Below are 20903 nucleotides of genomic sequence, written 5' to 3' on the forward strand. Positions count from 1 at the left end.
GATGCGGACGTAGAGTGCGGTCAGGAGGGTGTTGAGGTCGGTCGTCACAACCCGAGCCTGAACACCCTCCGTCCGCGTCTACAGCGCCCTTCGACCCTCCGGGTCGATAGGACTTACTCGTCTAGGCCCGCCGGGATCAGGGACCCTGATCGTGGAGCGTCCCCCCGCACGGTCTGCGGCCAGGGAGGACTCCTCCCGATCAGGGACCCTGATCGTGGCCCCGGCGACTCGCCTCAGCCGGCGGCACCGGCGACCGAACGACGCAGCGCCGCGTGCAGCGAACCGGGGGTCAGCACGCCGAGGTAGCGGCCGCCGTCCACCACGGCCACCCAGCCGGCGTCGGACTGCAGCATCGTGGCCAGCGCCGTCCGGAGCGAGGCGTCCACCGGCACGGAGGTGTCACTGCCGACGAGGGCGGAGGCGACCGTCCCGGCGCCGGCCGCCCGCGTGGTCGGCAGCGAGCCCACCGGCCGGCCGGACCCGTCGAGCACCACCGCCCAGCCGGCACCTGCTCGGTCCAGCACCGCGCCCGCGTCGGCCAGGCCGTCGCCGAGGCCCACCGTCGGGGGCTGCTCCAGGCCGGCCGGGTCGATGGGGGTGACCGCCAGCCGGGTGAGGGCCCGGTCCGCGCCGACGAAGTCGGCCACCACGTCGTTGGCCGGTCGCCCGAGCACCTCGGCCGGGGGAGCGAACTGCTCCACGTGCCCGCCGGTGCTCATCACCGCGATGCGGTCGCCGAGCCGCACGGCCTCCTCGATGTCGTGCGTGACGAACACGATCGTCTTGCGCACCGTCTCCTGGAGGCGCAGGAACTCCGTCTGCAGCCGTTCCCGGACCACGGGGTCGACGGCGGAGAACGGCTCGTCCATGAGCAGGACGGCGGGGTCGGCGGCCAACGCCCGGGCCACGCCGGCCCGCTGCCGCTGGCCGCCCGACAGCTGGGCGGGGTAGCGGTCGCCGTGGACGGCGGGGTCGAGCCCGACCGTGGTGAGCAGCTCGTCCACCCGCGCACGGATCCGGCCGCGGTCCCAGCCGAGCAGGCGGGGCACGGTCGCCACGTTGGTGCGGACCGTCTGGTGCGGGAAGAGCCCGACACTCTGGATGACGTAGCCGATGCGGCGGCGCAGCCGGTCGGCGTCCACGCGGGTGACGTCCTCGCCGCCGAGCAGGATGCGGCCGGTGGTCGGCTCGATGATCCGGTTGATCATCTTCATCGTCGTCGTCTTGCCGCAGCCCGACGGCCCCACCAGGACCGACAGCTCCCCCGCGGCGAAGGTCAGGTCCAGCTCGGCGACGCCGACGGTGCCGTCCGGGAAGACCTTGCTGACCCCCTCCAGCCGGATCTCCTGGGCGGCGCCGGACCCCGCCGGCGCCGCCGTGGTCGGCGCGGAGGTGGCGGCAGTAGCGTCCACGACGTGGCCTTCCTGGGTGCGCACCCGCTGCTGGGTGCGGCGAGCGACCCGGTGGTGCTCGCGGCGGACGAGGCGCCGAACCCGTGGTTCAGCCCGTCGTACGTGACCGACAACTGGGACACCATTGTGGGGTACCTCGGCCAGCACGTCCGGCTCACCGTCGGTGCGGTGGTGCTCGGTGCGCTGATCGCCCTGCCGCTGGCGCTCCTGGCCCGGCGCACCCGGCTGCTGTCGGGACCGGTGCTGGGTCTGTCGTCGGTGGTCTACACGATCCCGTCGCTGGCGATGTTCTCGTTCCTCGCGCCGATCACCGGGCCGCTGTCGGCGACCACCGTGCTCGTCGGGCTCACCCTCTACACCCTGGTCATCCTGGTGCGGAACTTCCTGGTCGGCCTCCAGGGCGTCCCCGGCGACGTCCGCGAGGCCGCGCGGGGGATGGGCTACGGCCCGGCGCGGCTGTTCCTGCAGGTGGACCTGCCGCTGGCCCTGCCGACCTTCATGGCCGGCCTGCGGATCGCCACCGTGTCGACCGTCGCCCTGGTCACCGTCGGGGTCATCACCGGCAACGGAGGACTGGGGCAGCTGATCGTCGGCGGGTTCAACAGCAACTTCTACCGGGCCGAGATCGTCACCGGCGCCGTCGGCTGCGTGCTCCTGGCGCTGGTCGCCGACGTCCTGCTCGCGGGCCTCGAGCGGCTGCTCACCCCCTGGACGCGGGCGGTGCGGACGTGAACGCCCTCGGGGACGCCGTCGTCTACCTCAACGACCCGTTCAACTGGACACGGCGGGGCGGCATCCTCGACCTGCTCGCCCAGCACCTGACGATCTCCGCCGCGGCGGTGCTGCTCGCCGCCGTCCTCGCCATCCCCACCGGCGTCCTGCTCGGCCGCAGCGGCCGCGGCGCCGGCGCCATCGTCGTCCTCTCCAACGTCAGCCGGGCCGTGCCGACCCTGGCCCTGCTCACCGTCTTCGCGGTCACCCCGATCGGGTTCACCGACACCGCCACCGTCCTCGCCCTGGCGGTGTTCGCCGTCCCGCCGATGCTCACCAACACCTTCGTCGGCTTCCGCGAGGTCGACCGCGACGTGCGCGAGGCCGCCCGCGCGATGGGGATGAGCCGCGGACAGATGCTGGTGCGGGTCGAGTCCCCGCTCGCGCTGCCGCTGGTCATGACCGGGGTGCGGACGGCGGCCGTGCAGGTCGTCGCCACCGCGACGCTGGCGGCGCTCGTGGGCGGCGGGACGCTGGGCCGGATCATCAACCTCGGTTTCGGCCAGCAGGACCTCGGCGTCATCCTCGCGGGCGCCTTCCTGGTCGCCGCGCTGGCCCTGCTCACCGAGCTGCTGCTCGTGCTGCTGTCCTGGGCGCTCACCCCGGGGCCCCGCCGGCTGCCCGTCCTCGCGTCGGGGCCGGGCCGGTCCGGGACCCCCGAGGTGACCGCGTCCGGCGTCCCCCTGTGAGCGGCGCTCGGTAACAACCGGGCAACAGGTCCGGCCGGGACGTGGCCTGCGGTCCGGCCGGGGAGTTGCATGACCGGCGCGGGGCCCCTCCCGCCAGACACGCGTCGCGGCCTGCGGGTCGCACGGGACACAGAAGGCGGACGAGATGCGCAGCCGTACCCGGGTCCTCCCTCCCCTCGCGCTGGCCGCGGTGCTGCTCACCGCGACGGCCTGCGGCGAGTCCGGCTCATCGGGCACCGGCGGAGGCGGCGAGACCGGTGCCGCGGCCGGGGACGCCTGCGCGCCCGTGGCCGGTGAGCAGCTGGTCGTGCTCGAGGACGACCAGCAGCTGCAGAACGCCGACAACGTCGTCCCGGCGGTCAACGTCGCCACCGCCCAGGCGAACCCGGCACTGCTCCCCGCGCTGAACGCGGTCTCGGCGGCGCTGACCACCGAGGAGCTCATCGAGCTCAACGCCGCCGTGGACGTCGACCGGCAGAGCGCCGAGGACGTCGCCTCGACGTGGGTGGAGGACAACATCGACCCCGCGTCGCTGGAGCGTGGCAGCGGCGCCGTCGTCGTCGGCGGGGCGAACTTCACCGAGTCGACGATCCTGGGCAACATCTACGCCGACGTGCTGAGCGCTGCGGGCTTCGACGCCTCGGTCCGGGAGGTCGGCAACCGCGAGCTGTACCTGCCGGCGCTCATGTCGGGCTCGGAGATCCAGGTCTTCCCCGAGTACCTGGCCACCCTCACCGAGACCCTCAACCGGCAGGCCAACGGGCCCGACGCCACGCAGGACGCCCCGGTGGCCAGCGGTGACCCGCAGGCGACGCTGGCCGGTGCCCAGCCGCTGGTGGAACAGGCCGGGCTGGTCCTGGGCGAGCCGTCGGAGGCGGCCGACCAGAACGCCTTCGCCGTCACCCAGGCCTTCGCCGACCAGGTGGGCGTCACGACCCTCTCGGAGCTGGCCGACGCCTGCGGCGACGGGTCCCTGGTGCTCGGCGGCCCGACCGAGTGCCCGGAGCGGCCGTACTGCCAGCCGGGCCTGGAGGAGACCTACGGGTTGCAGTTCGCCGAGTTCCGCGAGCTCGACAGCGGCGGCCCGCTGACCAAGGCAGCGATCCAGCAGGGCCAGGTCTCCATCGGCCTGGTCTTCAGCTCCGACGGCGCGCTCGCCCAGGGCTGAGCGAGGGGCCGATCCGGGATCCCGGCTCGCGCCGGCGGACGACTTCATCCCGTGGCCGGGGGCCTGCGCGCCGTTACCCTGGAGCCCATGCGGGCGGACCGGGACGACGTGACCGCCGGGCACCCGGGCAGCACCCATCCCGTCCGGCGCGGTCCCGGCGCACCGTCCCCGGCCCTGCGGACCGCCGGCCTGGCCGCGGGCTTCGTCCTCGCCGTCGTCGCCACGGTGGTCGTGTTCGTCACCGACGACCCGCAGGTGCTGCGGCTGGCGGTGGTCGGCGCGGCCTGGGCGTTCGTGCTCGCGGCGCTGGTCAGGTCCCGCCGCGGCGGCGGGGCGGACGGCGACCGCGGTGAGCTGGCGGCCGTCGAGCGGCAGGCCGCCGAGCGCGAGGCCGAGCTGCGGCTGGCCTACGAACTCGAGCTGGAGCGGGTGGCGGCGGCCCGGCGGGAGCACGAGCTCCGCGTCGAGAACGACCTGCGGCGCGAGACCGAGCAGGCGGTGCGCGCCGAGCTCGAGGCCCTCCGCGGTGAGCTGGCCGGGTTGGGGGAGCTGCGCCGCGACGTGGCCGGGGTGGCCGACCTGCGCCGCGACATCGCCCAGCTCGCCGAGCTGCGGACCGGTCTGACCCAGCTCGCCGACCTGCGGCCGGAGCTGGGGCACCTCGCCGAGCTGCGCGCCGACGTGGGCCGGTTGCGCGCGGAGCTGACCGAGCAGCTGTCCGGCGAGATGCTCGTCGAGCGCGTCCTGCTGCGCACCCAGTCCGTCCGGACCGCTCCGGCGACGGCCGAGACACCCGTTCCCCGCACCGTCGACGCCGCCGGCCGGGGCGAGCCGGCGCCCGAGCTGACCGCCGCCCGGCCGGCGATCGGGCTCCAGGACCTCACCCGCGGCGCGACGCGGCAGTTCGCCGCCGTGCGGGTCGAGACGACGGCGCCCGACCGCCCGGCTCCCGCGCCGTCGGTCACCCCGCCGCCGCCGCCGCTGGACTGGCTGGCCGATCGGTCGCTGGTCGAGCCCGAGGAGGCGGCCACGGCGCGTCGCTCGCGGCACGGCGCGCCCGGGGAGCCGCCGGGGGCCGCCTGGGAGCGGCCCGCTACCTGGCCGCCGGCCGGGCCCGCCGCGTCGGCCGGGCCCGCCGCGTCGGCCGGGCCCGCCGCGTCGGCCGGGCCCGCCGCGTCGGCCGGGCCCGCCGCGTCGGCCGAGCCCGCCGCGTCGGCCGAGACCGAGCCGGGGCGCCGCCGCACCGACGAGGCGCACCGTCCGGCCGCGCCGGCCGAGCAGCCGACCGAGCAGCGTCCCGTCGCCGGGTGGGAGCGGCCGTCCGTGCCCGGCCCCGCCCGGCCGGCGACACCGGTCGCGCCGGCCTCAGCGGTCGCGCCGGCCGCCCCCGCGCCGGACGAGGCCGAGCCGGGGTCCTCGCGGCTGGCCGAGATCCTCGCCCAGAACGGGGTCACCCCCTCGCCCGGCGGCCGCCGGCGGCGCCGCCACCGGGACGACGACGAGGCCGACGACGTCCTGTCCCGGGTGCTCGGCCCCCACCACTGAGGCGGCCGGCCCGCTTCACGCAGGGCCGCGGGACAGCGCGCCGCCGTCGAGCACCAGCGTCTGGCCGGTGACCCAGCCGGCGCCGTCCCCGAGCAGGTAGGCCGCGGCCTCCCCGACGTCCTCGGGCTCACCGAGCCGGCCGACCGGGTACTGCGCGGCCGCCTCCGCCTCCCGGCCCTCGTAGAGGGCGCCGGCGAAGCGGGTCCGGACCACCGCGGGCGCCACCGCGTTGACCCGGACCCTCGGACCGAGCTCGACGGCCAACTGGGTGACCAGGTTGACCAGCGCGGCCTTGCTGACGCCGTAGCCGCCGATCATGGGGGAGGCCTTCAGGCCGGCCACGGACGCCACGACCAGCACCGAGCCGCCGTGCTCGGCCATCCACGCCCGCCAGGCCTCCTGCACCAGGCCGAGCGTGGCGACGACGTTGGTGTCGAGGATCTTCCGGAAGCCGTCGAGCGGCAGGTCGACCAGCGGGCCGTACAGCGGGTTGATCCCGACGTTGCCGACCAGCATGTCCAGGCTGCCGAAGGTGTCGACGGCGGTCCGCACCGCCTCGGCCCGGTGGTCGGCGTCGCCCGCGTTGCCGGGGACGGCGACGGCGACCTCGGGGCCGCCCAGCGCGGTCACCGCCTCGGCCAGCGCCCCGGCCTTGCGGGCGGTCACGACGACGCGGGCGCCCCGGGCGACCAGGCTCCTCGCGATCGCCAGCCCGATGCCCCGGCTCGCGCCGGTCACCAGCGCCGTCCGTCCATCCAGGTTGCCCACCCGCGTCCTCCTGCCGTCGTCCCCCTGCCGGCGCTCACCGTAGGTGGCCCAGCGGCGTGACCCACCCCACAGGGGCGAGGCGTTGCACGCGCCCCGAACCGGTCACACACTCGCCTTCGGCACGACACCCGCGGGACACCTCCGGTCGCAGCGGGGCCGTAGCCGGCACCACCGCAGGACCGCAGTCCCCGACGGGCTCCAACGGCGGAGTCCGCGAAACCCGAGTCCGGTACCCGCGAGGGACTGGAACGAGAGGTGCACCGATGCCTGCTGCCCGCAGGATCCCGCGCGCCGCCGGCCTGCTCCCGGCCGACACCGCGCCCGCCCGCCTCCGCGTCGGCATCGTCGGCGCCGGACGCGTCGGCGCCGTCCTGGGCGCCGCCCTCGCCGCCGCCGGCCACGACGTGGTCGCCGCCGCCGGCCTCTCCACCGCCTCCGCCGAGCGCGCCGAGCGCCTGCTGCCGGGCACGCCGCTGCTCCCGACCCACGAGGTGGTGGCCGCCGCCGACCTCGTCGTCCTCGCCGTTCCCGACGACACCCTGGCCGGTCTGGTGTCCGGGCTGGCGGAGACCGGGGGATGGCGCCCCGGCCAGCTGACCTTCCACACCTCCGGGGCGCACGGCCTCGCGGTGCTCGCGCCGGCCGCGCGGGCCGGCGTCCTGCCGCTGGCGCTGCACCCGGCGATGACCTTCACCGGCGCGGCCGAGGACGCCGACCGGCTGGCCGGCGCCCCGTTCGCGGTGACCAGCGCCCCGGAGCACCGGCCGGTGGCCGAGACGCTGGTGCTGGAGATGGGCGGCGAGCCCTTCTTCGTCGCCGAGGCCGACCGGCGGCTCTACCACGCCGCCCTCGTGACGGGGGCCAACCACCTGGTCACGCTGGTGGCCGAGGCCGCGGACCTGCTGCGCTCGGCCGGGGTCGGCGAGCCGGCGCGGGTGCTCGCCCCGCTGCTCACCGCGGCGCTGGACAACGGACTGCGACGCGGCGACAAGGGGCTCACCGGCCCGGTCAGCCGTGGCGACGTGGGCACCGTCGGCGACCACCTCGAGACGCTCACCGAGCGCGCTCCGGAGTCGGTCGCGGCCTACGTCGCGATGGCGCAGCGCACGACCGAGCGGGCCCTGGCCGCGGGCCGGCTCAAGCGGCACGAGGGCGCGCCGCTGCTCGACCTGCTGTACGAGGCCGCCGACACGGCGGGCTCGCGGTGAGCGCTCCCACGACCCCGGCCATCGCGGAGACCACTGCGGACCTGACCCGGCTCCGGTCCCACCTGCCCGGCCCGGTCGCCCTCGTCCCCACGATGGGCGCGCTGCACGAGGGTCACCGCACCCTGGTCCGCGCCGCCCGTGAGCGCGCCGGCAGCGTCGTCGTCTCCGTCTTCGTCAACCCGACCCAGTTCGGCCCCGGCGAGGACTTCGACCGCTATCCGCGCACCTGGGACGACGACCTCGCCGCCCTGGCCGAGGAGGGGGCCGACCTCGTCTTCCACCCGCCGGTGGAGGAGGTCTACCCGCCCGGCTCGCTGGGGGTGACCGTGCAGCCGGGGCCGCTGGGCGACGTGCTCGAGGGGGCCGTCCGGCCCGGCCACTTCGGAGGCGTCCTCACCGTCGTGGCCAAGCTGTTCGGCCTGGTCCGCCCCGACGTGGCCCTCTTCGGTGAGAAGGACTACCAGCAGCTGGTGCTCATCCGCGCCATGGCCCGCGAGCTCGCCCTCGGCCCCGAGGTCGTCGGCGTCCCGACCGTCCGCGAGGACGACGGCATGGCGCTGTCCTCCCGCAACCGGTACCTGTCCCCGGGACAGCGGGCCACCGCCGCGGCGTTGTCGCGGGCGCTCCGGACCGGCGCCGCGGCCGGCCCTCGGGGCGCCGAGGCCGTCCTCGCCGCCGCGCGGGAGGTCCTCGCCACCGCACCCGAGCTGGTCCTCGACTACCTCGAGCTCACCGACCCCGACCTCGGCCCGGCGCCCGCCGCCGGTCCCGCCCGGCTGCTGGTCGCCGCCCGCGCCGGCAGCACCCGCCTGATCGACAACACCCCCGTGCACCTCAGCTCGCCCACCCTCCAGCCCCCGGGAGCCTCCCGATGATGCGCACGATGCTCAAGTCCAAGATCCACCGGGCGACGGTCACCCAGGCCGACCTGCACTACGTGGGCTCGGTGACCATCGACGAGGACCTCCTCGACGCGGCCGACCTGCTGCCCGGCGAGCAGGTGGCGATCGTCGACGTCACCAACGGTGCCCGCCTGGAGACCTACGTGATCCCCGGCGAGCGGGGCAGCGGCGTGATCGGGATCAACGGCGCCGCCGCGCACCTGGTCCACCCCGGCGACCTCGTCATCATGATCAGCTACGGCGTGATGGACGAGACCGAGGCGAAGTCCCACATCCCGAAGGTCGTCCACGTCGACGCGGCCAACCGCATCGTCGAGCTCGGCGGCGACCCGGCCGCGCCGGCCCCCGGGGTGCTCGGCCAGGTCCGCGGGGACACGATCGCTCGGTGAGCGTCGTCGCGGCCGACCGCGTCACCGGGCTCCCGCTGCGCCTGTCGGCGCCGGCGCCCGGCTGGGAGCTGACAGCCGACGTGTGCGTCGTCGGCTCGGGGGTGGCGGGCCTGTGCGTCGCGCTGCACGCGCGCGCGGCGGGGCTGTCGGTCGCCGTCGTCACCAAGGTCCGGGTGGACGCCGGGTCGACGCGCTGGGCGCAGGGCGGCATCGCCGCCGTGCTCGACCCCGCCGACACCCCCGAGGCGCACGCCCGCGACACGGAGGTGGCCGGGGTCGGGCTGTGCGAGCCCGACGCGGTCTCGGCCCTGGTCCACGAGGGCCCGGAGCGGCTGCGCCAGCTGATGGCCTGGGGCGCTGCCTTCGACCGCGACCCCGAGGGCCGGCTGCTGCTGACCCGCGAGGGTGGGCACTCGGCCAACCGGATCGTGCACGCCGGCGGCGACGCGACCGGCTCCGAGGTGCAGCGCGCGCTCCAGGACGCCGTCCGGGCAGATCCCGGTGTCACGCTGGTCGAGCACGCCATGGTGCTCGACCTGCTGACCGACGCCCGGGGGCGGGCGGCCGGGGTCACCCTGCACGTGCTCGGCGAGGGCAGCGCGGACGGCGTCGGCGCGGTCCGCGCCCGCGCGGTCGTGCTGGCCACCGGCGGGATGGGGCAGGTCTACGCCGCGACGACCAACCCGTCGGTGTCCACCGGCGACGGCGTGGCCCTGGGCCTGCGGGCCGGCGCGGTCGCGACCGACCTGGAGTTCGTCCAGTTCCACCCGACCTCGCTCTACCTGGGGCCCGGCGCCCGCGGCCAGCAGCCGCTGGTCAGCGAGGCGCTGCGCGGCGAGGGAGCGGTCCTGCGCGACCAGGCGGGGGAGCGGTTCATGCTCGGCGTCCACCCGCTGGCCGAGCTCGCGCCGCGGGACGTCGTCGCCAAGGCGATCACCGGGGTCCAGCTGCGCGACGGCGTCCCGCACGTGTGGCTGGATGCCCGCCAGGTCCCCGACGTCGCCACGCGCTTCCCGACCATCACCGCCAGCTGCCGGGCCGCGGGCGTCGACCCGGTCACCGACCTCGTCCCGGTGACCCCCGCGGCGCACTACGCCTCCGGCGGCCTGGTCACCGACCTCGCGGGCCGGACGACGGTCCCCGGCCTCTACGCCTGCGGTGAGGCGGCCTGCACCGGCGTGCACGGCGCGAACCGGCTGGCGTCGAACTCGCTGCTGGAGGGCCTGGTCTTCGCCGCCCGGATCGGCGCCGAGCTCGCCGAGCGGCTGCCTCCGCCCGCGCCGGTCCGCCCGCCCGGCGCCGCGCCGTCCGGGCTGCTGGACCCGGCCGGGCGGCGGGCACTGACCGACACGATGTCGGCCCGCGTCGGCGCGCTGCGCACGGGTGCGGGCCTGGCCGAGGCCACCGACCGGCTCGCCGCCCTGGCCGCCGGGCTGGGCGGGGCGCACGGGGTGGGCCGGGTGAGGACACACGTGGACAGCTGGGAGGCGACCGACCTGCTGACCGTCGCCAGCGCCCTCACCGCCGCGGCCGCGACCCGCGAGGAGACCCGCGGGTGTCACTGGCGGGAGGACCACCCCGACACGGAGGAGGAGTGGCGCGTGCACCTGGACGTCCGTCTCGACGAGGGGGGCCGGTTGGCGGTGACCCGCCGCCCGGTCGGCACCCCGGTGGTGCGGCCGTGGTGAGCGACCCGCGGGACCTCACCGGCACCGGGCTGACCGGGGCGTGGGTCACCGAGCTGGTGGAGCGCACCCTCGCCGAGGACCTCACCGGCGGCGCGCCGCTGCCGGCCGCCCCGGACCTGGCGGTGACCCACGACGTGACCAGCGCCGCGACCGTCCCCGCCGGCCAGCTGGGGACCGCCGACCTGGTGGCCCGGGCCGACGGTGTGGTCGCCGGCCTGCCGGTCGCCGCGCGGGTCTTCACCCGGCTGGCCCCCGGCGCGACCCTCACCGCGGGCGCCGCCGACGGCGATCGCGTGGCGCGCGGCGACGTGCTGCTCACCGTCCGCGGGCCGGTGCGAGCCCTGCTGGCCGCCGAGCGCAGCGCGCTCAACATCGCCAGCCGGGCCAGCGGCATCGCCACGCTCACCCGCCGGTGGGTCGACGCCGTGGAGGGCACCGGCGCCGTCGTCCTGGACACCCGCAAGACCACGCCGGGGCTGCGGCCGCTGGAGAAGTACGCCGTCCGCTGCGGCGGTGGGGCGAACAAGCGGATGGGCCTCTACGACGTGGCGATGGTCAAGGACAACCACGTCGCCGCCGCCGGGTCGGTGGCCGCCGCCGTGGCCGCCGTCCGCGAGCGCGCGCCGGGGGTGACCGTGCAGGTCGAGGTGGACGAGCCCGCCCAGGCCGTCGAGGCCCTGGCGGCCGGTGCGGACTTCCTGCTCTGCGACAACATGGCGCCGGCCGCGCTCCGCGAGGTCGTGGCCCTGGTGGCGGGGAAGGCCGAGCTGGAGGCCACCGGCGGGCTCACCCTGGACCTCGCCCGGGAGGTGGCCGAGACCGGCGTCGACTACCTCTCGGTGGGGGCGCTCACGCACTCCGCGCCGATCCTGGACCTCGCCCTGGACCTGCGGGCCTGACCGTGCTGCTCACCGTCGACGTCGGCAACAGCCAGACCGTGCTGGCCACCTTCGACGGCGTGCGCCGGGTGGGCTGCTGGCGGGTGACGACCGCGCCCCGGGCCACCGCCGACGAGCTGCGGCTGCTCTGGCGCGGGCTGCTGCGCGACACGGTGGTCACCGGCGTCAGCGCCTGCTCCACGGTCCCGGCGCTGCTGCCGGCGCTGCGCCAGCTCTTGGACTCCCTCGACGTGCCGGTCGTCCTCATCGGCCCCGGCGTCCGGACCGGCGTCCCGCTGCACGTGGACAACCCGCGGGAGGTCGGCGCGGACCGGGTGGTGACCGCGCTGGCCGCGCACGAGCTGTACGGCCGCGGGCCCCACGGCGGCGCCCGGCCCGTGGTGGTCGTCGACTTCGGCACCTCGACCAACGTCGACGCCGTCGGCCCGGCGGGGCAGTTCCTCGGCGGGGCGCTGGCCCCCGGGGTGGAGGTCAGCCTCGAGGCGCTGGCCAGCCGCGCCGCGCAGCTGCGCTCGGTGGAGCTCACCGTGCCGCCGCACGCGATCGGCAAGAACACCGTGGCGGCGCTGCAGTCGGGTCTGGTGCTCGGCTTCGCCGGGCTGGTGGACGGGCTGGTGGCCCGGATCGCCGCCGAGCTGGTCGACGCGTTCGGGGTGCCGCCGGTCGTCGTGGCCACCGGCGGGCTGGCCCCGCTCGTCTCCGACAGCTGCCGCTCCATCGGCGCGCACGAGCCCGACCTCACCGTCCACGGGCTGCGGCTGGCCTTCGAACGGCAGCAGGGCGCGGGGCGCCGTCCGGCGTCCCCGTAGGCTCGGCGCCCGTGAGCGAGGCACCTCCCGTGGCCGACGACGTCGACGAACTCCCCGAACAGCTCCGGGTCCGCCGGGCGAAGCTCGACAGGCTGCGCGAGGCCGGCGTCGACCCGTACCCGGTCGCCGTCGCCCGCACCACGACGCTGGCCGGCGTCCGCGCCGCTCACCCCGACCTGCCGCCGGACACCATGACCGGCGAGGAGGTGGGGGTCACCGGCCGGGTCATCTTCAGCCGGAACACCGGGAAGCTGTGCTTCGCGACGCTGCGCGAGGGGGACGCCGAGCTGCAGGTCATGCTCTCCCGCGACCGGGTCGGCGCGGAGGCGCTGGACGCCTGGAAGGCCGACGTCGACCTCGGTGACCACGTCTTCGTCCGCGGCGAGGTCGGGACGTCGCGCCGCGGGGAGCTCTCGGTGTTCGCCGACGCCTGGCAGCTGACCGCCAAGGCCCTGCGCCCGCTGCCGGTGGCGCACAAGCCGATGAGCGAGGAGCTGCGGGTCCGCCGCCGGTACGTGGACCTGATCGTGCGCGACGAGGCCCGGCGCACGGTGCGCCAGCGGGCCACGGTGATGTCGACGCTGCGCGCCGGGCTGGGGTCGCGCGGCTACCTCGAGGTCGAGACGCCGATGCTCCAGACGGTGCACGGCGGCGCCGCGGCGCGTCCGTTCCGCACCCACATGAACGCCTTCGACCTCGACCTGTACCTGCGCATCGCGCCGGAACTGTTCCTGAAGCGGTGCATCGTCGGCGGACTCGACCGGGTCTTCGAGATCAACCGCAACTTCCGCAACGAGGGTGCCGACAGCACGCACTCGCCGGAGTTCGCGATGCTGGAGGCCTATCAGGCCTATGCCGACTACCAGGTGATGGCCACGCTCACCCGGGAACTGACCCAGGAATGCTGCGCGGCGCTGTTCGGTGACCACGTCGCCCGGCACCACGACGGCACCGAGATCGACCTGTCGGGGGATTGGCCCCAGATCCCGCTGCACGCGGCGGTCTCGGAGGCGGTGGGGGAGGAGATCGGCCCCGAGACACCGCTCGCGCAGTTGCGGTCGATCGCCGAGCGGGTCGGTGTCGGCGTGGACCCGAAGTGGGTCGCCGGGAAGGTCGTCGAGGAACTGTTCGAGGCACTGGTCCAGGACACGCTGCAGTCGCCGACCTTCGTCGTCGACTACCCGCTGGACACCTCGCCGCTGACCCGCGCGCACCGGTCGACGCCGGGCCTGGCCGAGAAGTGGGACCTCTACATCGCCGGTGTCGAGCGCGCGACCGCCTACTCCGAGCTGGTCGACCCCGTGGTGCAGCGCGAGCGGTTCACCGCGCAGGCGGCCCTGGCGGCGGCCGGCGACCCCGAGGCCATGGCGCTGGACGAGGACTTCCTCGAGGCGCTCGAGTACGGGATGCCCCCGACCGGCGGCATGGGGATGGGCATGGACCGGCTGATGATGACCCTCACCGGTCTGGGAATCCGCGAGACCATCCTCTTCCCGCTCGTCCGGCCGCTTTCACCCTGAACGGTCCCGTCCGTTTCTCACCCCATCCGGTATTTCATTCCGAACTCCGAGCCGAATGGTCTATGGTCCGGGGTGTCAATGCAGCCGCCCTGCCTCGGGTGGCGAACCGCCCCGAAGGGGGCCGCATCGAGAAGTGGGGAAGTGGAATGGCTCGCAAGGTCCAGGTGATCCTCAGTGACGACCTCGACGAGGATCTTCCGGCCGACGAGACCGTGAGTTTCTCCCTCGACGGGACGAACTACGAGATCGACCTGTCCGAGAAGAACGCCGAGGAGATGCGCAACGCCCTCTCCCGCTACGTGCAGGCCGCCCGGAAGGTGGGCCGCGGCTCGGGCCGCGCCTCCGGTGGCGGGCGGTCCCGCCCGACCGGCGGTGGCCGCATGGACCGGGAGCAGGCCGGCGCGATCCGTGACTGGGCCCGCAAGAACGGCCACCAGGTGAGCGACCGCGGGCGCATCCCGGCCAGCGTCGTCGAGGCCTACGAGGCCGCGCACTGAGAGAGGACCCCCTCGCCCCCCGGCGAGGGGGTCCTCCCAGTACCGGGAGGACCCCACCCTCCTCACCCCTGGCGCGCTCGGGGTGAGACTCGGGACGGGGCCTGGTGACGACCCGGCCCCCCTCGGAGGGCCGGGCCGTCGCCGTCCGGACACCGACTGTTCACGTTCCGTCGCAGGTCAGGGCACTAGGGCCCTGTCACCGATGCGGACGGATCGGTAACGGTATGTGTCATGAGCCAAGACACGGCTGAGGCGACCCCGGCAGGTGTCCCCGAACCCGGCCCCGTGCGGGCGGTCACGGACACCCGTCCCCTGGCTCCCTCGTTCACCGCCACCATCGACCAGGCCCGCGGCGTCGTCCGCGCCCGGGGCCACCTCGACGAGGTCGGGGCGGACCTGCTCTGCGGGACCGTGGTGGCCCTGCAGCGGCACGGGCACCGCCGGATCACCGTCCGGCTGGAGGCCACCGTGGAGGACGGCGCGCGCGAGCTGTTCGACGACCTGGCCTGCCGGCTCGCGAGGGTCGGCGTCCAGGTGGTGGTGCAGTGACCGCCGGCACGAGTCAGGGGCGCGGGTCCCTCGAGCACGGCGGGGGCTGGACGGTCGGGGCGGACGCCGTCCCCCGCCGCCAGGCCTCGGACGAGGAGCCGGTCACCCGACTGCACGCCGTCGGCGCCGACGGGCTGGTCACCGGCCGCGCGCTCTGCCTGGCGCCGGTCACCCTCCTCGACCCGGCCCTGTGGACCTGGCCGGACGACGGGGACGAGGAGTGGCCGCTGTGCTGGGTCTGCCTCGCCCTCACCTGCTGACCGCGCCGGGTCGCGCCGTCCGCTGACGGCGTAACCCGCCCGGAACACCGCTCGGCCACCATCGGTTGGACCGGACAGCTCCTGTCCTCCGCCCGGCCACGCGTGCCGACGGAGGGGCGGAGTCCGCGACTACAGTGGAAAGACCGGTGCCCCGCGCGCCGACGGACGTCGGGTGCTCCTCTCCATCACGGGGAGGGCAGTGCCGGACCAGCCGGTCAGAGGAGAAGCAGCAGATGTTCGAACGGTTCACCGACCGAGCCCGCCGCGTGGTCGTCCTGGCCCAGGAAGAGGCCCGGATGCTCAACCACAACTACATCGGCACCGAGCACATCCTCCTGGGCCTGATCCACGAGGGTGAGGGCGTCGCTGCCAAGGCGCTCGAGTCCCTGGGCATCTCGCTGGAGGGTGTCCGGCAGCAGGTGGAGGAGATCATCGGGCAGGGCCAGCAGGCCCCCTCCGGGCACATCCCCTTCACCCCGCGCGCCAAGAAGGTCCTCGAGCTGTCCCTGCGTGAGGCGCTGCAGCTCGGCCACAACTACATCGGCACCGAGCACATCCTGCTCGGCCTGATCCGCGAGGGTGAGGGCGTCGCCGCCCAGGTCCTCGTGAAGCTGGGCGCCGACCTCAACCGCGTCCGCCAGCAGGTCATCCAGCTGCTGTCCGGCTACCAGGGCAAGGAGCCGGCCGCGGCCGGCGGCCCGTCGGAGGGCACGCCGTCGACCTCGCTGGTCCTGGACCAGTTCGGCCGCAACCTGACCCAGGCCGCGCGCGACTCCAAGCTCGACCCGGTCATCGGGCGGGCCAAGGAGATCGAGCGGGTCATGCAGGTCCTCTCGCGGCGGACCAAGAACAACCCCGTCCTCATCGGCGAGCCCGGCGTCGGCAAGACCGCCGTCGTCGAGGGCCTGGCCCAGGCGATCGTCAAGGGCGAGGTCCCCGAGACCCTGAAGGACAAGCAGCTCTACACGCTGGACCTCGGCGCGCTCGTCGCCGGTTCCCGCTACCGCGGTGACTTCGAGGAGCGGCTGAAGAAGGTCCTCAAGGAGATCCGCACCCGCGGCGACATCATCCTGTTCATCGACGAGATCCACACCCTCGTCGGGGCCGGTGCCGCGGAGGGCGCGATCGACGCCGCCAGCATCCTCAAGCCGATGCTGGCCCGTGGCGAGCTGCAGACCATCGGCGCCACCACGCTCGACGAGTACCGCAAGCACCTGGAGAAGGACGCCGCCCTCGAGCGCCGCTTCCAGCCGATCCAGGTGGGCGAGCCGACGCTCACCCACACGATCGAGATCCTCAAGGGGCTGCGCGACCGGTACGAGGCGCACCACCGGATCAGCATCACCGACGGCGCGCTCGTCGCCGCCGCGACGCTGGCCGACCGGTACATCTCCGACCGCTTCCTGCCCGACAAGGCGATCGACCTGATCGACGAGGCCGGTGCCCGGATGCGGATCAAGCGGATGACCGCCCCGCCGGACCTGCGCGAGTTCGACGACCGGATCGCCGGCATCCGCCGCGAGAAGGAGTCGGCCATCGACGCGCAGGACTTCGAGAAGGCCGCGTCGCTGCGCGACAAGGAGAAGCAGCTCCTGGGCGAGAAGGCCGAGCGCGAGAAGCAGTGGAAGGCCGGTGACATGGACGTCGTCGCCGAGGTCGACGACGAGCAGATCGCCGAGGTGCTGGCCAACTGGACCGGTATCCCCGTCTTCAAGCTGACGGAGGAGGAGACCACCCGGCTCCTGCGCATGGAGGACGAGCTCCACAAGCGGATCATCGGCCAGGAAGAGGCCATCAAGAGCGTCAGCCAGGCGATCCGGCGGACGCGGGCGGGCCTCAAGGACCCGCGCCGTCCCGGTGGCTCGTTCATCTTCGCCGGCCCCTCGGGTGTCGGTAAGACCGAGCTGGCCAAGGCGCTGGCCAACTTCCTCTTCGGTGAGGACGACGCGCTCATCCAGATCGACATGGGCGAGTTCCACGACCGCTTCACGGTGTCCCGTCTCGTCGGTGCCCCTCCCGGCTACGTCGGCTACGACGAGGGCGGCCAGCTGACCGAGAAGGTGCGGCGCAAGCCGTTCTCGGTGGTCCTCTTCGACGAGATCGAGAAGGCGCACGCGGACGTGTTCAACACGCTCCTGCAGGTGCTCGAGGACGGCCGGCTCACCGACGGTCAGGGCCGGATCGTGGACTTCAAGAACACGATCCTGATCCTCACGACCAACCTCGGGACGCGGGACATCTCCAAGGCGGTCGGACTCGGCTTCCAGGCCGGGAACGACACCCAGTCCAACTACGAGCGCATGAAGTCGCGGGTGCACGACGAGCTCAAGCAGCACTTCCGGCCTGAGTTCCTCAACCGCATCGACGACATCGTGGTGTTCCACCAGCTGACCGAGGACGAGATCATCCAGATCGTCGACCTCATGGTCGCCCGCGTGGAGGGCCAGCTCGCGAACAAGGACATGTCGCTGGAGATCACCCAGGAGGCCAAGAAGCTCCTGGCCCACCGCGGGTTCGACCCGGTGCTGGGCGCCCGGCCGCTGCGCCGGACGATCCAGCGGGAGATCGAGGACACGCTGTCGGAGAAGATCCTCTACGGGGAGCTGACCGCTGGTCAGATCGTCGTGGTGGACGTCGAGGGCGAGGGCGCCGAGCAGAAGTTCGTCTTCCGCGGCGAGGCCAAGCCGGTCGACCTCCCCGACACCCCGCCGGTGGCGCTGTCCGCCGGCGGCGACGAGGAGGGTCCCGCGGCCGCGACCGAGTGATCCTCCGGTAGGTCCATGCAGGGGCCGTCTCCCGATCAGGGAGGCGGCCCCTGCGTCGTGTGCGGGCGATGATCAGGTGACCTGGTCATCGGGCGTCCTCCCTCACCGCGGAACGTGAGGGAGGACGCTCCATGACCAGGGCCCCTGATCGTCGCTGCGGCCCAACGAGGGTGCGCGGTCAGGCGGGGAGGCGGAACCGGCCGTCCGGCGTCTGCTCGACCAGCCCGTCGACGAGCAGCGAGTCCAGGCACCGCGAGCGCTGGACGGCGTCGTCCCACGCACCGTCGAGCAGGACCGCCGGCACGGGCCCCTCGGCGGCCCGCAGGACGTCCAGCAGCCGCCCCCGGACCTGGCGATCGGTCCCGGCGAACCGCTGCACCCTGCGGGCCGGCCCGTCGGAGGTCGGGCACCCCGCCCGCCGCCAGGCGCAGCTGTCCCGGACCGGGCACGCCCCGCACCGCGGCGTCCGCGCCACGCAGACGAGGGCGCCGAGCTCCATGGCCGCCACGGAGAAGCGCACCGCTCGCGCCGGGTGGGCGGGAGCCAGTCCGGCGACGTCGGCGAGGTCGGCCGCCCGAGCGGTGCCCGCCTCCGCCCGGCCGTGCACGAGCCGGGCCACCACCCGCCGCACGTTGGTGTCCACGACCGGCTGTGGCTGCCCGTGGCCGAAGCAGGCGACGGCCCGGGCGGTGTAGGTGCCGATGCCGGGCAGCGCCTCCAGGGCCGCCACGTCGGCGGGGACGGCGCCGCCGTGCCGCTCGGTGAGGGCGACGGCGGTCTCCCGCAGGCGCAGCGCCCGCCGCGGGTAGCCGAGCTTGCCCCAGGCCCGGATCACCTCGGCCGGGGAGGCCGCGGCCAGCGCCGCCGGGGTGGGCCAGCGGGCCATCCACTCCCGCCACACCGGCTCCACGCGGGCGACCGGGGTCTGCTGCAGCATCACCTCGCTGACCAGCACCGCCCACGGGTCGACGTCCGGGCGCCGCCAGGGGAGGTCGCGGGCGGCGGTCTCGTACCAGTCGACCAGGGCCTCGCCGAGCTCCGGGCCGGTCACGGGGAGGGGGCGGGCGGTGCTGTCCACGGGGGTCCAGTCTGCCGCCCACGGGGGACGGCGTGCCGAGGCGGGAACGCCCAGCGTGGCGCACTACGGTTCTCGGCGTGCTGCACCCGGTCGGCCCCCTCCCCGCGGCGCTCTACTGGCGGCGACGCCTGCTGGTCCTGGTCCTGCTCGTGGCGCTGCTCGGCGGCGGGGGCTGGCTGCTGGCCGCCACCCTGGGGGACGGCGGCGGCAGCACGTCGGCCGCGGCGGCGGCCACCACCACCGCCACGAGCGAGCCGGGCGAGCCGCCCGCCCTGGAGCGGGTCGTGCCCTCGCTGGCCAGCGTGCAGACCCCGACCCCCGCGCCCGAGACGACCGAGGCCCCGGAGCCGGCTCCGGAGCCCACCCCGCAGCCCGGTGGCCCGTGCAGCGACGACATGATCGGCCTGGAGGTGCGCACGCCGGGCAGCGCGCCGGCCGGGGGCAAGCCGACCTTCGAGCTGGTCGTCACCAACGCCTCGTCCGTGCCCTGCGTGCGGACCCTGGACAAGGGGCTGCAGGAGATCGTCCTGCTCGACGCGTCGGGCAACCGGCTGTGGGGCAGCAACGACTGCGTCCCGGAGGCCAGCAGCGACACCCGCACGCTCGCGCCGGGGGAGGCGGTGTCCTTCCCGCTGGTCTGGAGCGGCCTCACCAGCCAGCCGGGGTGCGGCGCGCAGCGTACGGCGCTCGGGCCGGGTCAGTACCTGCTGCGCGGGCGGCTGGACACCAAGACCAGCCCGGACGCGCCCTTCTCGATCGGCTGAGGCCCCTGCGGGGTCCCGCGAGCGTGCGAGGACCCCGTCCTCCTCATCCCTCGCACGCTCGGGACGCGCCTCGGGACGGGGCCGTCAGCTGTAGCGGTCGAGGATCGAGGTCTCGGCCAGCCGCGACAGGCCCTCGCGGATGCCGCGGGCCCGCGCCTCGCCGACGCCCTCGACGGAGAGCAGGTCCTCGATGGTGGCGGCCAGCAGCTTCTGCAGCCCGCCGAAGTGGTCGACCAGTCGGTCGATGATGCCGGCGGGCAGCCGCGGGACCCTCGCCAGCAGGCGGTACCCGCGCGGGCTCACCGGGGAGTCCAGCGCGTCGGCCGACGTCGGCAGGCCGTAGCAGCGGGCCACCGCCGACAGGTCGAGCAGCTCCGTGGCCGACAGCGCCCGCAGGTCGGTCAGCACCTGCTCGATGGTCCTCGGCCGCCGGGCGCCGCCGGGGAGGTAGTCGCGCACCAGGAGGCCGCGATCCTCCTCCACGCCGGCGAGCATCTCGTCGAGCTGGAGGGCCAGCAGCCGGCCGTCGGTGCCGAGCTCGACGACGAACCCCTCGATCTCGTCGGCGATCCGCCGGACCATCTCCAGCCGCTGGCTGACGCTCATCGCGTCGCGGACGGTGACGAGGTCCTCGATCTCCAGCGCCGACAGGGTGCTGGCCACCTCGTCGAGCCGCAGCTTGTACCGCTCGAGGGCGGCCAGGGCCTGGTTCGCCCGGGCCAGGATCGTCGTCGGGTGCTCGAGGGTGTACCGCCGGCCCGCGACGTACACGCTGATGATGTGCATCGACTGGCTGACCGAGATCACCGGGAAGCCGGTCTGGATGGCGACCCGCTCAGCGGTGCGGTGCCGGGTGCCGGACTCCTCGGTCGGGACCGTCGGGTCGGGCATCAGGTGGACGCCGGCCCGGACGATGCGGGCGCCGTCGTAGGAGACGATCACCGCGCCGTCCATCTTGGCCAGCTCGCGCAGCCGGGTGGCCGACAGGGCGACGTCGAGGGCGAAACCGCCGGTGCAGATGGACTCCACCACGCGGTCGTAGCCGAGGACGATCAACGCACCGGTGCGGCCGGCGAGGATCCGCTCCAGGCCGTCGCGCAGTGCGGTCCCCGGTGCGATGCGGCCGAGCAGTTCGCGGAGCGCGACCTCGGGATCCACAGCGGGCGGCACGAGCGCTCCTGACGTTCGGTGTGTTGGCGGCTGAGTCTACGTCGCCCCGACG

At 74.9% G+C, this 20903-nt stretch carries 20 protein-coding genes; 16 read left to right on the plus strand and 4 right to left on the minus strand.

Annotated elements, in window-relative coordinates; all coding sequences use genetic code 11:
* Positions 1 to 233: 233 nt before the first annotated feature.
* Positions 234 to 1412: an ABC transporter ATP-binding protein gene (locus ACI79C_RS21735; protein WP_456947768.1), complete on the minus strand. Its 1179-nt coding sequence runs from the start codon at positions 1410 to 1412 to the stop codon at positions 234 to 236.
* A 3-nt stretch (positions 1413 to 1415) separates the two neighbouring features.
* Between ACI79C_RS21735 and ACI79C_RS21740 the strand changes: the two genes are divergently transcribed.
* The 4 genes from ACI79C_RS21740 (at position 1416) to ACI79C_RS21755 (ending at position 5585) form a co-directional block, all read left to right on the plus strand.
* Positions 1416 to 2144, plus strand: coding sequence for an ABC transporter permease (locus ACI79C_RS21740; protein WP_456947769.1), 729 nt, complete (start codon positions 1416 to 1418; stop codon positions 2142 to 2144).
* A complete protein-coding gene (locus ACI79C_RS21745) occupies positions 2141 to 2872 on the plus strand; it encodes an ABC transporter permease (protein ID WP_456947770.1) in 732 nt (243 codons plus the stop codon). The genes ACI79C_RS21740 and ACI79C_RS21745 overlap by 4 nt, the downstream gene beginning before the upstream one ends.
* A gap of 145 nt (positions 2873 to 3017) precedes the next feature.
* Positions 3018 to 4040, plus strand: coding sequence for a glycine betaine ABC transporter substrate-binding protein (locus tag ACI79C_RS21750; RefSeq protein WP_456947771.1), 1023 nt, complete (start codon positions 3018 to 3020; stop codon positions 4038 to 4040).
* A gap of 87 nt (positions 4041 to 4127) precedes the next feature.
* Complete coding sequence (locus ACI79C_RS21755) at positions 4128 to 5585, plus strand: DUF6779 domain-containing protein (RefSeq protein WP_456947772.1); 1458 nt, start codon at positions 4128 to 4130, stop codon at positions 5583 to 5585.
* A 15-nt stretch (positions 5586 to 5600) separates the two neighbouring features.
* Here the strand turns inward: ACI79C_RS21755 and ACI79C_RS21760 are convergent, their stop codons facing one another.
* Positions 5601 to 6353 carry an SDR family oxidoreductase gene (locus tag ACI79C_RS21760; RefSeq protein WP_456947773.1) on the minus strand — a complete coding sequence of 251 codons (753 nt, stop codon included), beginning with the start codon at positions 6351 to 6353 and terminating at the stop codon, positions 5601 to 5603.
* 263 nt (positions 6354 to 6616) lie between these two features.
* On the opposite strand from ACI79C_RS21760, the gene ACI79C_RS21765 reads away from it, so the two are divergent.
* The 11 genes from ACI79C_RS21765 (at position 6617) to ACI79C_RS21815 (ending at position 17839) form a co-directional block, all read left to right on the plus strand.
* Entirely contained in the window at positions 6617 to 7561 is a 945-nt protein-coding gene (locus ACI79C_RS21765) for a Rossmann-like and DUF2520 domain-containing protein (protein WP_456947774.1), read from the plus strand.
* A complete protein-coding gene (panC, locus tag ACI79C_RS21770) occupies positions 7558 to 8436 on the plus strand; it encodes a pantoate--beta-alanine ligase (protein ID WP_456947775.1) in 879 nt (292 codons plus the stop codon). Before ACI79C_RS21765 ends, panC begins: the two co-directional genes overlap by 4 nt.
* Positions 8437 to 8444: 8 nt before the next feature.
* On the plus strand, positions 8445 to 8852 hold the full coding sequence (gene panD, locus ACI79C_RS21775; protein WP_456947776.1) for an aspartate 1-decarboxylase: 408 nt from the start codon (positions 8445 to 8447) through the stop codon (positions 8850 to 8852).
* Positions 8849 to 10540 (plus strand): L-aspartate oxidase, encoded by a 1692-nt coding sequence (locus ACI79C_RS21780; protein ID WP_456947777.1) that lies wholly within the window; start codon positions 8849 to 8851, stop codon positions 10538 to 10540. Before panD ends, ACI79C_RS21780 begins: the two co-directional genes overlap by 4 nt.
* A complete protein-coding gene (gene nadC / locus ACI79C_RS21785) occupies positions 10537 to 11439 on the plus strand; it encodes a carboxylating nicotinate-nucleotide diphosphorylase (protein ID WP_456947778.1) in 903 nt (300 codons plus the stop codon). Before ACI79C_RS21780 ends, nadC begins: the two co-directional genes overlap by 4 nt.
* A 2-nt stretch (positions 11440 to 11441) precedes the next feature.
* Positions 11442 to 12248, plus strand: a complete 807-nt coding sequence (locus tag ACI79C_RS21790; protein ID WP_456947779.1) for a type III pantothenate kinase — start codon at positions 11442 to 11444, stop codon at positions 12246 to 12248.
* A gap of 11 nt (positions 12249 to 12259) precedes the next feature.
* Positions 12260 to 13768 carry a lysine--tRNA ligase gene (lysS, locus tag ACI79C_RS21795; RefSeq protein WP_456947780.1) on the plus strand — a complete coding sequence of 503 codons (1509 nt, stop codon included), beginning with the start codon at positions 12260 to 12262 and terminating at the stop codon, positions 13766 to 13768.
* 146 nt (positions 13769 to 13914) lie between these two features.
* Positions 13915 to 14265 (plus strand): histone-like nucleoid-structuring protein Lsr2, encoded by a 351-nt coding sequence (locus ACI79C_RS21800; RefSeq protein WP_456947781.1) that lies wholly within the window; start codon positions 13915 to 13917, stop codon positions 14263 to 14265.
* Positions 14266 to 14550: 285 nt separating this feature from the next.
* Entirely contained in the window at positions 14551 to 14814 is a 264-nt protein-coding gene (locus ACI79C_RS21805) for a hypothetical protein (RefSeq protein WP_456947782.1), read from the plus strand.
* The gene (locus ACI79C_RS21810) at positions 14811 to 15074 is read left to right on the plus strand and encodes a hypothetical protein (protein ID WP_456947783.1); all 264 of its coding nucleotides are present in this window, start codon (positions 14811 to 14813) and stop codon (positions 15072 to 15074) included. The genes ACI79C_RS21805 and ACI79C_RS21810 overlap by 4 nt, the downstream gene beginning before the upstream one ends.
* Before the next feature lie 233 nt (positions 15075 to 15307).
* Complete coding sequence (locus tag ACI79C_RS21815; protein ID WP_456947784.1) at positions 15308 to 17839, plus strand: ATP-dependent Clp protease ATP-binding subunit; 2532 nt, start codon at positions 15308 to 15310, stop codon at positions 17837 to 17839.
* A gap of 178 nt (positions 17840 to 18017) precedes the next feature.
* Here ACI79C_RS21815 and ACI79C_RS21820 read toward each other — a convergent pair whose 3' ends face one another.
* Positions 18018 to 18917, minus strand: a complete 900-nt coding sequence (locus tag ACI79C_RS21820) for an A/G-specific adenine glycosylase (RefSeq protein WP_456947785.1) — start codon at positions 18915 to 18917, stop codon at positions 18018 to 18020.
* 77 nt (positions 18918 to 18994) lie between these two features.
* Here ACI79C_RS21820 and ACI79C_RS21825 point away from each other — a divergent pair, with 77 nt between their 5' ends.
* Positions 18995 to 19681: a MucR family transcriptional regulator gene (locus tag ACI79C_RS21825; protein ID WP_456947786.1), complete on the plus strand. Its 687-nt coding sequence runs from the start codon at positions 18995 to 18997 to the stop codon at positions 19679 to 19681.
* An 84-nt stretch (positions 19682 to 19765) separates the two neighbouring features.
* Here ACI79C_RS21825 and disA read toward each other — a convergent pair whose 3' ends face one another.
* Entirely contained in the window at positions 19766 to 20851 is a 1086-nt protein-coding gene (disA, locus tag ACI79C_RS21830; protein ID WP_456947787.1) for a DNA integrity scanning diadenylate cyclase DisA, read from the minus strand.
* Positions 20852 to 20903 lie beyond the last annotated feature (52 nt).

This window comes from Geodermatophilus sp. SYSU D00697, from assembly GCF_054050175.1.